The organism is Roseateles agri (assembly GCF_034043675.1).
In the GTDB taxonomy this organism is placed as follows: domain Bacteria; phylum Pseudomonadota; class Gammaproteobacteria; order Burkholderiales; family Burkholderiaceae_C; genus KK5.
Genome location: NZ_JAXCLA010000004.1, coordinates 245,963 through 259,389 on the forward strand (window position 1 = coordinate 245,963; position 13,427 = coordinate 259,389).

General features: G+C 68.1%; 12 protein-coding genes. 5 read left to right on the plus strand and 7 right to left on the minus strand.

What is annotated here, in order from left to right; translation table 11 throughout:
- The first annotated feature begins 44 nt into the window (after window positions 1-44).
- Both SNE35_RS13095 and SNE35_RS13100 read left to right on the plus strand, forming a co-directional pair.
- Complete coding sequence (locus tag SNE35_RS13095) at window positions 45-443, plus strand: hypothetical protein (RefSeq protein WP_320423355.1); 399 nt, start codon at window positions 45-47, stop codon at window positions 441-443.
- 118 nt (window positions 444-561) lie between these two features.
- Window positions 562-1,392, plus strand: a complete 831-nt coding sequence (locus tag SNE35_RS13100) for a DODA-type extradiol aromatic ring-opening family dioxygenase (protein WP_320423356.1) — start codon at window positions 562-564, stop codon at window positions 1,390-1,392.
- A gap of 9 nt (window positions 1,393-1,401) precedes the next feature.
- Here SNE35_RS13100 and SNE35_RS13105 read toward each other — a convergent pair whose 3' ends face one another.
- From SNE35_RS13105 to SNE35_RS13115, 3 genes are read right to left on the minus strand one after another with little or no spacing between them, the layout of a single operon-like run.
- Window positions 1,402-2,778, minus strand: coding sequence for an efflux transporter outer membrane subunit (locus SNE35_RS13105; protein WP_320423357.1), 1,377 nt, complete (start codon window positions 2,776-2,778; stop codon window positions 1,402-1,404).
- A gap of 22 nt (window positions 2,779-2,800) precedes the next feature.
- The gene (locus SNE35_RS13110) at window positions 2,801-6,049 is read right to left on the minus strand and encodes an efflux RND transporter permease subunit (RefSeq protein WP_320423358.1); all 3,249 of its coding nucleotides are present in this window, start codon (window positions 6,047-6,049) and stop codon (window positions 2,801-2,803) included.
- A 12-nt stretch (window positions 6,050-6,061) separates the two neighbouring features.
- The gene (locus tag SNE35_RS13115) at window positions 6,062-7,267 is read right to left on the minus strand and encodes an efflux RND transporter periplasmic adaptor subunit (protein ID WP_320423359.1); all 1,206 of its coding nucleotides are present in this window, start codon (window positions 7,265-7,267) and stop codon (window positions 6,062-6,064) included.
- 265 nt (window positions 7,268-7,532) lie between these two features.
- Here SNE35_RS13115 and SNE35_RS13120 point away from each other — a divergent pair, with 265 nt between their 5' ends.
- Together SNE35_RS13120 and SNE35_RS13125 are read left to right on the plus strand one after the other, a co-directional pair.
- Entirely contained in the window at window positions 7,533-8,177 is a 645-nt protein-coding gene (locus SNE35_RS13120; RefSeq protein ID WP_320423360.1) for a TetR/AcrR family transcriptional regulator, read from the plus strand.
- 208 nt (window positions 8,178-8,385) lie between these two features.
- On the plus strand, window positions 8,386-9,351 hold the full coding sequence (locus tag SNE35_RS13125) for an AraC family transcriptional regulator (protein WP_320423361.1): 966 nt from the start codon (window positions 8,386-8,388) through the stop codon (window positions 9,349-9,351).
- 10 nt (window positions 9,352-9,361) lie between these two features.
- On the opposite strand, the gene SNE35_RS13130 is transcribed toward SNE35_RS13125, so the two are convergent.
- From SNE35_RS13130 to SNE35_RS13145, 4 genes are all read right to left on the minus strand, one after another.
- The gene (locus tag SNE35_RS13130; RefSeq protein WP_320423362.1) at window positions 9,362-9,949 is read right to left on the minus strand and encodes a cold shock and DUF1294 domain-containing protein; all 588 of its coding nucleotides are present in this window, start codon (window positions 9,947-9,949) and stop codon (window positions 9,362-9,364) included.
- Window positions 9,950-9,991: 42 nt separating this feature from the next.
- Complete coding sequence (locus SNE35_RS13135; RefSeq protein WP_320423363.1) at window positions 9,992-10,468, minus strand: hypothetical protein; 477 nt, start codon at window positions 10,466-10,468, stop codon at window positions 9,992-9,994.
- A 63-nt stretch (window positions 10,469-10,531) separates the two neighbouring features.
- The gene (cueR, locus tag SNE35_RS13140) at window positions 10,532-10,924 is read right to left on the minus strand and encodes a Cu(I)-responsive transcriptional regulator (RefSeq protein ID WP_320423364.1); all 393 of its coding nucleotides are present in this window, start codon (window positions 10,922-10,924) and stop codon (window positions 10,532-10,534) included.
- Window positions 10,921-13,089, minus strand: a complete 2,169-nt coding sequence (locus SNE35_RS13145; protein ID WP_320423365.1) for a heavy metal translocating P-type ATPase — start codon at window positions 13,087-13,089, stop codon at window positions 10,921-10,923. The genes cueR and SNE35_RS13145 overlap by 4 nt, the downstream gene beginning before the upstream one ends.
- An 80-nt stretch (window positions 13,090-13,169) precedes the next feature.
- Between SNE35_RS13145 and SNE35_RS13150 the strand changes: the two genes are divergently transcribed.
- Window positions 13,170-13,373 carry a heavy-metal-associated domain-containing protein gene (locus tag SNE35_RS13150; protein ID WP_320423366.1) on the plus strand — a complete coding sequence of 68 codons (204 nt, stop codon included), beginning with the start codon at window positions 13,170-13,172 and terminating at the stop codon, window positions 13,371-13,373.
- Window positions 13,374-13,427 lie beyond the last annotated feature (54 nt).

Sequence of the window (13,427 nt, forward strand, 5' to 3'; positions counted from 1 at the left end):
GCATCCACTACAACCCCGTCAGCCAAGAAGAGAGAGACAACCAAATGCGAACTTCGTCCAAAGTCCTTGCCTCCACCCTGGTTCTCTTCGCCGCCCTCGCCGCCCATGCAGCGGATGCGCCTTCGTTGAAGGGCAAATGGACCGGTACGATCAACAACGCCAAGGGCGAGCCGGTCCAGGTCCAAATGACCGTCACCGATGCCACCCACGGCATCCTGCGCCTGGGTCAATCGGGCGGCTATGTCACCCGCGACGAGTGCCTGGACCGTGACATCCCGGTCGTCGTGACCGCACAGAGCGCCAGCGAACTGACGGTCGACATCAAGGGCGACTCGGTCCTGAAGGGCTGCATCAACGAGTCCGCCACGCTGAAGATCATCGACGCCAAGACCGTGCAGAGCACGCTGAAGGATGGCCGGACGATGACGCTCAACCGCAAGTAAGCGGCGCCTGAGCGGTATTTGAGTGCAGGGTCGGCCGCGCCGACCCTTGCAAGCTTTTGAACGCAGCGCTCAAGCCCACGCGTCTTTCAGGCGCGCCGGCCGTCCTAAGCTGTGATTCATGAGCACGAACACCACCTCCCGTCTCCCCGCCTACTTCCTCTCGCACGGCGGCGGCCCCTGGCCGTACATGGACGGCCCGTTCCGCGCCCACTTCACGCAGCTCGAAGCCTCGCTGAAGGCGATCCCGCAGGAACTGGGCGTGAAGCCCAAGGCGGTGCTGATGATCTCCGGCCACTGGGAAGAGCGCGACAGCTTTGCCGCGATGGCCTCGGCCAAGCCGCCGATGGTGTACGACTACGGCGGCTTCCCGGCACACACTTACAGCGTGGTCTACCCGGCCCCGGGCGACCCGGCGCTGGCCGAGCGTGTGCGCGGCCTGATCGCCGCTGCCGGCCTGCCGGCCAGCCTCGACGCCGAACGCGGCTACGACCACGGCGCGTTCACGACGATGTTCCCGATGTACCCGGACGCGGACGTGCCGGTGGTGCAGTTGTCGATGCTGTCGAACTACGACCCCGAGACGCATCTCGCGCTTGGCCGCGCCCTGGCGCCGCTGCGCGACGAAGGCGTGCTGATCGTCGGCAGCGGCCTCAGCTATCACAACCTGCGCGCCTTCGGGCCCGGCGCGAAATCGGCATCGAGCCAGTTCGATGCCTGGCTGCAGGATGCGCTGCTAAAGGCCTCGCCCGCCGAACGCAGCGAACTGCTGCGCCACTGGAGCGACGCGCCGGCCGCCCGCCAGGCCCATCCCCGCGAGGATCACCTGATCCCGCTGATGGTCGCCGTGGGCGCTGCCGAATCGGAAGCCGCCACCTGCATCTATCACGAGCCCGATTTCATGGGCGGCGTGACGGCATCGAGCTTCCGGTTCGGAGCGCTACCAGCCTGATCCCGGGATTCAGGCCCAGCCGCCGCCCAACGCCTTGATCAGCGCGATCGTCGACTGGTACTGGGCCGAGCGGACCTGCAACGCCTGCCGGCGCAGGGCCAGCTCGCTGCGGCGCGCGTCGAGCAGCTCCAGCTGACTCACCAGGCCGTTGCGATAGCGCGAGTCGGACAGGGCCAGCGCTCGCTCGGCCGAGGCCACCGCCTGCGCCTGCACCTTGGCCTGCTCGTCCAGCAGGCGCAGCGAGGACAACTGGTCCTCCACCTCCTTGAACGCGCCCAGCACCTGCTCGCGGTAGGCCGCGGCGGCGCCATCCAGCTGCGCCGCCGCGCCCTGCACGCCCGCCTCGCGGCGACCGCCGTCGAGCAGCGGCAGGTTCAGCAGCGCGTTGATGCCCCAGAGGCCCGCCGAGGTCTTGAACAGGTCGGACAGTTCCGGAGTGGCACCGCCGCCGGCGGCGGTCAACGACAAGGTCGGGAACCAAGCCTTCTGTGCGACGCCGAGGCGCGCCTGCGCGGCCTTCAGGCTCGCCTGCGCGGCGGCCACGTCGGGCCGACGTTCCAGCATCTGGCTGGGTACGCCGGCGGGCACGGACGGCAGCGTTTCGCTCCAGCGGCCCTCGGCGACGCTGAGGCCGCTCGGGAAGTCACCGACCAGCAGCGCCAGCACGTGTTCCAGCACCGCGCGGCGGCGGTCCAGTTCCAGTGACTGCGATTGCGTAGTTGCGACCTCGGTGCGCAGACGCGCCAGGTCCAGCTCGGCGATGTCGCCGGCGGCGTAGCGGCGCTCGGTCAGCTTCAGCGTGTCCTGGTAGGCGGCCACGGTTTCCTGCATCAGCGCGCGTTCGGCATCCAGCGCGCGCAACTCGAAGTAGCTCTGCGCCACGTCGGATTGCACCAGCAGCCGGGTCGACTGCAGCAAGGCCTCGCGGGCCTGGGCATCCAGCGCTGCGGCGTTGGTGGCGCCGCTCAAGCGGCCGACCACGTCGACCTCATAGGACGCGTCCAGGCGCAGCTGGTGCAAGGTGCCGGCCAGGGCCTGCGAGCGGTAGTAGTCGCCGCCCTGGCGGCCCGAGGCGGCGCTGATGCCCAGCTGCGGCATGCGAGCCGCATCGGTGTTGTGGAGCAGTGCGCGAGCCTCGGCCAGGCGGGCGCCGGCCTGCTGGATGCTGGTGTTGTGTTCCAGCGCCTGCTCGGTCAGCGCGTCGAGCTGCGGATCGGCGAAGGCCTTCCACCACTGCGTGCGCGAAACGGCGGCCGGGCTTTCGGTCTGCGGGCCCTTGAAGGCGGCGGGCACGGCGGGCATCGGATGCGGCTCGGGCACCGCGATGTTGGCGCAGCCGGCCAGCACGAGTGCCGCGGCCAGGGGGATCAATGCATGGAGCTTCATGATTTGTTGACTCCTTCTTGAATCATTCGTGGTTGTGACGCGGTGCCGCGGGCAGCGGGCGGGCATCTCCACCGGCGCCGTGCAGCGCATCGGCACCGGCAAAGGCCTCGACGTGCGGCTCCGCGCCATGCAGCTTCAGCGCCCGGTTGCCGGTCAGCGCGCGCAGCAGCACGTAGAACACCGGCGTCAGGAACAGGCCGAAGGCGGTCACGCCGATCATCCCGGCGAACACGGCCACGCCCATCGCGGCACGCATCTCCGAGCCGGCACCGTGCGACACCACCAGCGGGATCACGCCCATGATGAAAGCCATCGAGGTCATCAGGATCGGACGCAGGCGCAGGCGGGCGGCCTCGATCGCGGCCTCCAGCGGCTTGCGGCCGGCGAACTCCAGCTCACGGGCGAACTCGACGATCAGGATCGCGTTCTTCGCCGAGAGTCCCACCAGCACCATCAGCCCGATCTGGGTGAAGACGTTGTTGTCACCCTTGGTGAGCCACACGCCGGCCATCGCCGCCATCAGACCCATCGGCACGATCAGCAGGATCGCCAGCGGCAGAGTCAGGCTCTCGTACTGCGCGGCCAGCACCAGGAACACCAGCAGGATCGCCAGCGGGAAGACCCACAGCGCGGAATTGCCGGCCAGGATCTCCTGGTAGGTCAGCTCGGTCCACTCGTAGCTGATGCCCTTGGGCAGCGTCTCCGCGGCGATGCGCTTGATCGCGTCCTGCGCCTGGCCCGAGCTGAAGCCCGGGGCCGGGCCGCCGTTGATGTCGGCGGACAGGAAGCCGTTGTAGCGCATCGCGCGTTCCGGGCCGACCGAGTTCTGCACCGTCATCAGCGCGGACAGCGGCACCATCTCGCCCGAGGCCGAGCGCACCTTCAGCTGGCCGATGTCCTCGGCACGGGCGCGGAACGGCGCATCGGCCTGGACGCGCACGGAGTACGTGCGGCCGAACTTGTTGAAGTCGTTCACGTACAGGCTGCCGAGGTAGATCTGCATCGTGTCGAACACGTCGGTCACCGCCACGCCCAGTTGGCGCGCCTTGGTGCGGTCGATGTCGGCGTACAGCTGCGGCGTGTTGACCTGGTAGCTGCTGAACATGCCCGCCAGTTCCGGCGTCTTGTAGGCCTTGGCCATGAAGGCTTTCACGGCCTGGTCCAGCGCCTCGTAGCCGAGGCCGCCGCGGTCTTCCAACTGCAGCTTGAAGCCACCGGTCGTGCCGAGGCCCTGCACCGGCGGGGGCGGGAACATGACGATGAAGGCATCCTGGATCGCGCCGTACTGCTGGTTCAGCGAACCGGCGATCTCGCCCGCGGACAAGCCCTTGCCCGTGCGCTTGTCGAAGTCCTTCAGCGCCACGAAGACGATGCCGGAGTTGGAGCTGTTGGTGAAGCCGTTGATCGACAGGCCCGGGAAGGCGATGGCGTGCTCCACGCCCGGCGTCTTCGTCGTGATGTCGGTCATGCGGCGGATCACGTCCTCGGTGCGATCCAAGGTAGCGCCGTCAGGCAGCTGCGCGAAGCCGATCAGGTACTGCTTGTCCTGCGCGGGCACGAAGCCGCCGGGCACGGCCTTGAAGAGGCCGAAGGTCAGCACGATCAGGCCGGCATAGAGCACCAGCATCGGCGTCTTGCGACGGATCGCGCCCTGCACGCCGCCGCCATAGGCCTCGGAGCCGCGCTTGAACACGCGGTTGAAGCCGGCGAAGAAGCGGCCGAGCACCAAGTCCATGCCACGCGTCAGCGCGTCCTTGGGTGCGTCATGGCCCTTCAGCAGCAGCGCGGCGAGCGCGGGCGACAGGGTCAGCGAGTTGACGGCGGAGATCACCGTGGACATCGCGATCGTCAGCGCGAACTGGCGATAGAACTGGCCCGTCAGGCCGGTGATAAAGGCCAACGGCACGAACACGGCGACGAGCACCAGCGCGATCGCGATGATCGGGCCGGACACTTCGCGCATCGCACGGTAGGTGGCTTCACGCGGCGTCAGGCCCGCTTCGATGTTGCGCTCGACGTTCTCGACCACCACGATCGCATCGTCCACGACGATACCGATCGCCAGCACCAGGCCGAACAGGCTCAGCGCGTTGATCGAGAAGCCGAACAGGTGCATCACCGCGAAGGTGCCGACCACCGACACCGGCACGGCCAGCAGCGGGATGATCGACGCGCGCCAGGTCTGCAGGAACAGGATCACGACGACGACGACCAGCGCGATGGCTTCCAGCAGCGTGTGGATGACCGATTCGATCGAGGCACGCACGAACTGCGTCGGGTCGTACACGATGCTGTAGTCCACGCCCTCGGGCATGCCGGCCTTCAGCTCGGCCATCGTGGCGCGAACCTGGTCGGAGATCTGGATCGCGTTGGAGCCCGGCGCGGCGAAGATCGGCACGGCGACGGCGTCCTTGTTGTCCAGCAGCGAACGCAGCGCATAGCCAGAAGCACCCAGCTCGATGCGGCCCAGGTCGCCCAGGCGCGTGACGGCACCGCCGGCATCGGTCTTGACGATGATGTCGGCGAACTCTTCCTCGGTCGTCAGGCGGCCTTGCGCGTTGACGGACAGTTGCAGGTCCACACCTTGCAGGCCCGGCGAAGCGCCGACGACACCGGCCGCGGCCTGAATGTTCTGGCTGCGGATCGCGTTGACCACGTCATCGGCCGAGAGGCCGTGCTGCGCCACCTTTTGCGGGTCCAGCCAGATGCGCATCGCATAGTCGCCCGAGCCGAACAGCTGCACGTCGCCCACGCCCTGGAGCCGCGCGAGACGGTCCTTGACGTTGAGCACCGCGTAGTTGCGTAGGTAGGTCATGTCGTAGCGACCGTTCGGCGAGAGCAAGTGCACGACCATGGTCAGGTCGGGCGAGCTCTTGATCGTCGTGACGCCGAGGGTTCTCACCTCCTCCGGCAGGCGCGGCTCGGCTTGCGAGACGCGGTTCTGCACGAGCTGCTGCGCCTTGTCGGGGTCGGTGCCGAGCTTGAAGGTGACGGTCAGGGTCATCAGGCCGTCGGTGGTCGCCTGGCTGCTCATGTAGAGCATGCCTTCGACGCCGTTGAGCGACTCCTCGAGCGGCGTGGCCACCGTCTCGGCGATCACCTTCGGATTGGCGCCAGGGTAGTTGGCGCGAACGACCACCGACGGCGGCACGACCTCGGGGTACTCCGAAATGGGCAGGCCCTGCACGGCGATCAGGCCGGCCAGCACCATCAGCACCGAGATCACGCCGGCGAAGATCGGGCGGTCGATGAAGAATTTGGATAGATTCATGGCGATCTCTCTTTAGATCTTGTCGTCCGCCTTGGCCTTGGCGGCCTGGACTTCAGGCTTGGCGTCCATCGCGACCGAGCTCGGTGCCAGCAAGGCACCGGGCTGCACACGCTGCAGGCCGTTCACGACGATGCGCTCGGACGGCTTCAGGCCCGCGGTGACGACGCGCAGGCCGTTCACCGAGGCACCCAGCTTCACCTCGCGGTACTCGGCGTGGTTGTCGTTGCCGACGACCATCACGAAGCGCTTGCTCTGGTCGGTGCCGACCGCGCGCTCGTTGATCAGCAGCGCGGCGTGCTTGTTCACCTCGCCCATGCGCAGGCGGGCGAACTGGCCGGGCATCAGCGAGCCGTCCTTGTTGTCGAACACCGCGCGCACGCGCACCGTGCCGCTCTTGGCGTTGACTTGGTTGTCGATCAGCTGCAGCCGGCCTTCCAGCGGCGTGCCGTCCTGGCCCAAGGTGCCCATCTGCACCGGCACGCGGTCCAGCTTGCTGCGCTCGGCCAGCGCTCGGGCGACGACCTGCTCGTCGGCATCGAAGCTGGCGTAGATCGGGCTGACCGAGACCAGCGTCGTCAGCAGCGGCGCCGTGGGACCGGCGGCCACCTGGTTGCCGACGGTGATCTCCAGCTTGCCGGCGCGGCCGGAGACCGGTGCGCGCAGCTGCGTGTAGCTCAGGTTCAACTTGGCGGCCTGCAGGCTTGCTTGCGCGGCACGCAGGTTGGCATCGGCCTCGCGCTGGGCGTTGCTGCGCTCGTCGAACTCGCGCTGGGCGATCGCCTGCTCGTTCATCAGGCGCTGGGCGCGGGCGACGTCGCTGCCGGTGTAGGCAGCGCGCGCCTTGGCGGCGGCAACCTGCGCTTCGGCTCGGTCCACCTCGGCCTGGTAGGGCGCGGGATCCAGGCTGATCAGCAGGTCGCCCTGCTTGACCAACGCGCCTTCACGGAAGTGCACGCCCTGCACGGTGCCCGGCACGCGCGGACGCAGTTCCACGCGTTCGACCGCTTCCAGCCGGCCGGAGAACTCCTCCCAGGTCTGCACGTCGCTGGACTGCACGGTGGCGACGGAAACCGGCGTAGCCGGCGGCGTGGCGGGCGGACCAGCCTCGGCCGGCTCGGTGGCGAAGAGCGCATAGCCGGCAGCGGCCATGGCTGCCGTCAGTGCGGTGCCGGCGACCCAAAGGCGGCGGCTCGTTTGCGGAGTGATCGTGTGCGACATGATGTAGGAACTCCCGGTTGGATTTCTGAAGACAAAAGCGCGGCTCAACCCAGGCCGCGAACGGCAAGGCAGGAAGAAGCGGTAAGAAGGAAAAGGCGGTGCGGCGCGGCTAGCGCCTACACGGCGTCAGCGCCGACAGCGGCGATACTTCGACAACGAGACAGACGGGGCCATATCGAACTCCTCATTTTTTCGTAATGACCGTTACGGAATGCGAATGTAGTGGGCTTGCGTGACGTCGTCAAGACATTTATTATCGACCATTATGAAAATAGATCAGGCCGAGGCCTTCAAGCCCGCCAGAGCGCGTGGCCGGCCACTGTCCTTCGACCGAGACAAGGCGCTTGAGCAGGCCATGCACGTCTTCTGGCAGCGCGGCTACGAGGCCGCCTCGATCGCCGAGCTGACGAGCGCGATGGGCATCACCGCACCGAGCCTCTACACCGCCTTCGGTGACAAGGAACGCCTGTTCCTCGCCGCCATCGAGCGCTACGCCAACGGCCCGGCCGCTGGTTTCCCGCTCGCTCTCGAAGAAGAACCCACCGCCTACGCGGCCATCCGCCGCCTGCTGCTCGAAGCAGCCGAGGAACACACCCGCGACTGCCACCCCCGCGGTTGCATGATCGCGATGGCCGCCACCAACTGCACCGAGGCCTCCGCCCACATCCAGGCCGCACTGGCCAAGCGCCGCGAGGCCGGCATGACCGGCATCCGTTGCCGTATCGAATGCGGCATCAGCCGCGATGAGCTGCCGGCGGCCACCGACGCTGCCGCGCTTGCCAATTTCTACGCCACCGTCTACCGCGGCATGGCCCTGCAAGCCACCGATGGCGCCACCCGCGAAACCTTGATCGGCGTGGCCGAGGCGGCGATGCGTGCCTGGCCGGGCGAAGTACCGAAGAACAACTGACCGAAATGCTCGCTGCTCCATTGACGCTACTGTAGGTGTCGATGCGCATCGGGCGTTAGAGCGATCGTCGCCCGTCTTTGCCTGATTCTCGACAGAGCTTTCAGGCGCGGCGGAATGCGTTGCGCGATTCTCTCGACTGTTTGCACATTCCTCCGGCGCCGCTGCGCGAATGCTGCAATTGCGGCCGCCTGCCGCTAAGGTGACGCCCATGCTGACCGCCTTCAAGCGCCCCGAACCCGGTGATCGTTCGGCCGAGCAGATGCAGATCACCGTGATGCGCGCCGAACTGGCCGCGCAGATCGAGCGCCACAGCGGCGGGGTCGACGGCATCTGCGGCACGGCCATTCCGCAATTCAGCCTGGCCCGCCTGACCCAGGCGCCGCCGATGGGCCATGCCCTCCACCAGCCCGCGCTGTGCATCCTGGCCCAGGGCAGCAAGCGGCTGATGCTCAACGACGAAGTCTTCATCTACGACAGCGGCCACTACCTGGTCGTCTCGCAGAACCTGCCGGTGGCCGGCCACGTGATTTCGGCCTCGCAGGACGTGCCCTACCTTGGCCTGAAGCTTGAATTCGATGCCCGCGACATCGCCTCGCTGGTGCTGGAGTTGCGCGGGCTGGACGACACTCCCGCCGCCCGCCGTGCCCAGCGCGGCATGTTCACCGGCGAGCTGTCCGACACCCTGCTCGACGCCGTGCTGCGTCTGATGAAGCTGCTGGACACGCCCGAGGACATCCCGACCCTGGCACCGCTGTGCAAGCGCGAGATCCTCTACCGCCTGCTGCGTGCGCCGCAAGGCTGGCAGCTTGCGCAGATGGCGATCACCGACAGCCACAGCCAGCGCATCAGCCACGTGATCGGCCGGCTGCACCAGCGCTTCGACCAGGCGCTGGTGGTCGAGGAACTGGCGCGCGAGGCGCACATGAGCGTTTCCTCGCTGCACGCGCACTTCAAGGCGGTCACGGCGATGAGCCCGCTGCAGTTCCAGAAGCAGTTGCGCCTGCAGGAGGCGCGCCGGCTGATGCTGGCCGAGCACCTGGACGCCGGCATGGCCGGCCACCGCGTGGGCTACGAGAGCCAGTCGCAGTTCAACCGCGAGTACGCACGCTTCTTCGGCAACCCGCCGGCGCGCGACATCCGGCGACTGCGTGATGAGCAGCTCGGACTGAGCTGAAGAAGAGGGGCTAGTAGAGGTAGCCCCGCAGCGGCGTGAAGATCATGATGAAACCGAGCAGGTTCAGCGCGACGGTCAGCCAGAAGATCCGCGTGAACGTCACTTTGCTCGACTTGTGCCGCAGCAGTTGCCGCGCGGCCAAAGCGCCGGGCCATCCGCAGGCCAGTGCCAGCAGGTGCAGCGTGCGCTCGGAGACCCGCTGTGCATTGCGGCGCGCGGCGCGCTTGTCGCCCCAGTAGACGATGAAGGTCGCCAGGCTCATCGCCGAATAGGCGCCCCAGACCGCCGGCCGCATTGGCCACAGCATGTCCACCCCCAGGTAGAAGGCCGCGAAGGCGGGGATCAGCCAGAGCGTTGCACTGCCCTTGCCCTTGGGTCGGACCGGTGCGCTCGGTGGAACGACCACCGGTGCGACCCGCCGCACCTCCAGCGCCCGGCGCTTGCCCTGCCGGTCAGTGCCCGGCTCATAGCTGAAGACCTCACCCGCCCGCGGCCGGCCGGTGCTCAGCGCAAAGGCCTTGATGTGGACGAAGATCCTCGCCCCGCCCTCATCCGGCGTGATGAAGCCGTAGCCCTTGCCCTCGTCCCATTGGCTCAATCGTCCCTGCTCTCGCATGGGACCGGACTGTGCCACAGCGCTTCAGACGCAGATGTCGAGGTTCAGGCCGACCGGCGACGACACGACGCTGTAGGCGGAATCAGCCTCGCCGCCCAGCATGCGCTGGCGGATCTGGCGGATCTGGCTGGAAAGCGCATCGATCTGCGACTGGCCGGCGAGCGTCTTTGCCGACGGGCAGTTGACGCAATCGGCCAGCTTGTTCTCGATCTGCATCAGCTGGGCGTCCAGGGTCACGGGAATCCGGGCGATGGCCGCCTTGGCGGAGCCGGCCTTGCCTGCCGTCGTCGTGGCCAGCGCGGCGGCCGCGGCGTTCGGATCGTCCGGATTGGCGCCGGAGGGCGTGAACTGGGTCGTGTCGCCGCCCCCGAAGCCGCCGCCGATCGATGCATCACCCACAGACGACGACGGCACGACCACCGGCGCCGCGGGCGCAGGCGCGCTCACGGGCGTGACCGGGGTGATCGCGATCGTCGTCGAGGTGCTGATGGCGCTGAACATGGCGGCCTTGACTTCTCCTTGATCGTGTTTTCGTCAGCTCGCCTGCAGACTTGAGCACTTTTTTTACAGATTTTTGGCGAGCCCCTCAAGGATCGGGCAATCGGGCCGCTCGTCGCCGTGGCAACCCTCGACCAGATGGGCCAGCGTCGCCTTCATCTGCTGGAGTTCGCGCAGCTTGGCGTCCAGGCGGGCCATATGGGCCTCGGCCAGCGCCTTGACCTGCCGGCTCGGGCGTTCGCGGTCCTGCCAGAGGGCCAGCAGGTCGCGGATCTGCTCGATCGAGAAGCCCAGCTCGCGCGACTGGCGGATGAAGCGCAGCGTGCTCAGCTCCCGCTCGCCGTACTGCCGGTAGCCCGAATCGGTCCGCGCCGGCCCCGGAAACAGGCCCACGCCTTCGTAGTGCCGGATCATCTTGGCGGAAACGCCGGTCATCAGGGATGCCTCGCCAATGTTCATCGCTCACTCCTCGTCCTCGTTTCGACCGAACGCCTCAGCAGCAGCGCATTGGCCACGACGCTGACGCTGCTGAACGCCATCGCCGCGCCGGCCACCACCGGGCTCAGCAGGCCGAAGGCGGCCAGCGGGATGCCCAGTACGTTGTACGCGAAGGCCCAGACGAGGTTCTGGCGGATCTTGGCCGTCGTCCGGCGGGAGATCTCGATCGCCTCGGCCACCAGTTGCAGGTCGCCGCGCATCAGGCTGATGCCGGCCGCCTCGGTCGCCACGTCGGCGCCGCCGGCCATTGCGATACCGCAGGATGCCGCCGCCAGCGCCGGGCCGTCGTTCAGGCCGTCGCCGACGAAGCCGATCCGTTCACCGGCCTCGCGCAGCTTGCCGATCGCTGCGGCCTTGTCGGCGGGCAGCAGCCGGGCTCGCCATTCCGTGATGCCCAGCGTCGCGGCCACGGCGCGGGCGGCGCCCTCGTTGTCGCCAGTCAGCATCAGCGTGCGGACGCCCAGCGCGTGCAGTTGCTCCAGTGCCGGCTTGGCCGAGGGCTTGAGGGTGTCGCCAAAGGCCAGCAGGCCGAGAACCGCCGAACCTTCGCGCAGCAGCCAGGAAATGGTCATGCCCTCGCCCTCCAGACGACGGGCTTCGGCGGACAGCGCCGGATCCGGCTCGATGGACGCCTCTTCCAGCAGTCGCGTGCTGCCCAGGGCGAGCCGCCGACCATCGACCCGCGCCTCGACGCCTCGACCCGGCAAGGCCCTGGTCTCCTGCGCCGACGGGATGACCAGCGATTCGACCCGAGCCTGGGCAAGCAGCGCCAGCGCGAGCGGATGGCTGCTGTGCTGCTGCAGGGCGGCCGCATCGGCCAACAGCGCGAGGCGCTCGACACCGGCCGCGGGAACCAGGGCTTGCAGCGTCGGCCGCCCTTCGGTCAGCGTGCCGGTCTTGTCGAAAGCGATGAGCTTCAGGCCGTGCGCGATCTCCAGCGCTTCGGCGTCGCGGATCAGGATGCCGCGGCGGGCGGCGACGCCGGTGCCAGCCAGCAGCGCCGCCGGCGTCGCCAGGCCCAGCGCGCAGGGGCAGGCGATCACCAGCACCGCCACCGCGTTGACCAGCGCCGTCTCCAGTGGGCTGCGGGCGAGCATCCAGGCGGCGAAGGTCAGCAACGCGATCACCAGGACGACAGGCACAAAGACTGCACTGACCTGGTCGACCAAGCGCTGGATCGGCGCCTTGCCGGCCTGCGCGGACTCGACCAGCCGGATGATCCGCTCCAGCGAGCTTAGCGCGCCGAGCGCGGTCGCGCGAACGACCAGCAGCCCCTCGGCGTTCAGCGCTCCGCCGATCACCCGTTCGCCGACCGCCTTCGCCACCGGCAGGCTCTCGCCGGTGATCAGCGACTCATCGACATGGCTGGCGCCTTCGACGATCTCGCCGTCGACGGCGATCCGGTCGCCCGGGCGGACAACGATCCGATCACCCAACCGCAACTGGGCCAGCGGGACATCCTGCTCGCTGCCATCCTCGCGACGCACCCGTGCCGTGCTGGGCCGCAAGGCATTCAGCGCGCGGATCGCATCGCCGGCCTGGCGCTTGGCGCGCGCCTCCAGCCACTTGCCCAGCAGCACCAGCGTGATGACGACAGACGAGGCCTCGAAATAGAGCTTGTGATCGGCGCCGCGCACCAGCAGCTCATAGACCGAGAGCCCGTAGGCCGCCGAGGTGCCCAGCGCCACCAGCAGGTCCATATTGCCGCTGCGCGCCTTCAACGCCGCCCAGCCCGCCCTGTAAAAACGCGCGCCGAGCCAGAACTGCACCGGCGTGGCGAGCAGCCACTGCAGCCCGCCGGGCAGCATCCACATCCGCCCGAAAAGCTCGGCCAGCATCGGCAACAACAAGGGCGCGCTGAGCAGCGCACCCGCCAGCACGGGCCAGCCCGAGGGCAGGCGGGGCGGCAGCCGCTCCGCCTGCGGCTCGCTCGCCTGATAGCCCGCCTTCTCGACGGCGCCGATCAAGGTGCCGACGGCCACGCCCGGTGGCGCCTCGATGCTCGCTCGCTCGGTCGCGAGGTTCACCGCTGCCTCGCTGACGCCGGGCACCTTGCGCAAGGCTTTCTCGACACGGCCGGCGCAAGCGGCGCAGGTCATGCCTTCGATCTGCAGTTCGATTGTCATGGCCTCATTGTCAACCTTGACATCATGGCAAGGTCCACAATGAGGTCATCCCTTCTTCTTTCGAACCTCCGGAAACCATCATGACGATCGCCTTTGAAATCCAGGACATGAGCTGTGGCCACTGCGTGCGCGCGATCACCGAAGCCGTGAAGGCGCTCGACCCGGCCGCCCAGGTCGCCGTGGACCTCGGCACGAAGCGGGTGCAGATCGAGACCGCCGCCGCCCAACCTGATGCTGTGGGCGACGCGATCCGCGAGGCGGGCTACACGCCGGTCCCGGCCTGATCCTTCGCCGATGTTCCAGGCTGGCTTGACGATGCCAGCCTCCACCAACGCCCA

Excerpts from the sequence above, each read along its gene's own strand:
- SNE35_RS13095 (WP_320423355.1), top strand. The coding sequence starts at position 45 with ATGCGAACTTCGTCCAAAGTCCTTGCCTCCACCCTGGTTCTCTTCGCC.
- SNE35_RS13100 (WP_320423356.1), top strand. The coding sequence starts at position 562 with ATGAGCACGAACACCACCTCCCGTCTCCCCGCCTACTTCCTCTCGCAC.
- SNE35_RS13105 (WP_320423357.1), bottom strand. The coding sequence starts at position 2,778 with ATGAAGCTCCATGCATTGATCCCCCTGGCCGCGGCACTCGTGCTGGCC.
- SNE35_RS13110 (WP_320423358.1), bottom strand. The coding sequence starts at position 6,049 with ATGAATCTATCCAAATTCTTCATCGACCGCCCGATCTTCGCCGGCGTG.
- SNE35_RS13115 (WP_320423359.1), bottom strand. The coding sequence starts at position 7,267 with ATGTCGCACACGATCACTCCGCAAACGAGCCGCCGCCTTTGGGTCGCC.
- SNE35_RS13120 (WP_320423360.1), top strand. The coding sequence starts at position 7,533 with ATGAAAATAGATCAGGCCGAGGCCTTCAAGCCCGCCAGAGCGCGTGGC.
- SNE35_RS13125 (WP_320423361.1), top strand. The coding sequence starts at position 8,386 with ATGCTGACCGCCTTCAAGCGCCCCGAACCCGGTGATCGTTCGGCCGAG.
- SNE35_RS13135 (WP_320423363.1), bottom strand. The coding sequence starts at position 10,468 with ATGTTCAGCGCCATCAGCACCTCGACGACGATCGCGATCACCCCGGTC.
- cueR (WP_320423364.1), bottom strand. The coding sequence starts at position 10,924 with ATGAACATTGGCGAGGCATCCCTGATGACCGGCGTTTCCGCCAAGATG.
- SNE35_RS13145 (WP_320423365.1), bottom strand. The coding sequence starts at position 13,089 with ATGACAATCGAACTGCAGATCGAAGGCATGACCTGCGCCGCTTGCGCC.
- SNE35_RS13150 (WP_320423366.1), top strand. The coding sequence starts at position 13,170 with ATGACGATCGCCTTTGAAATCCAGGACATGAGCTGTGGCCACTGCGTG.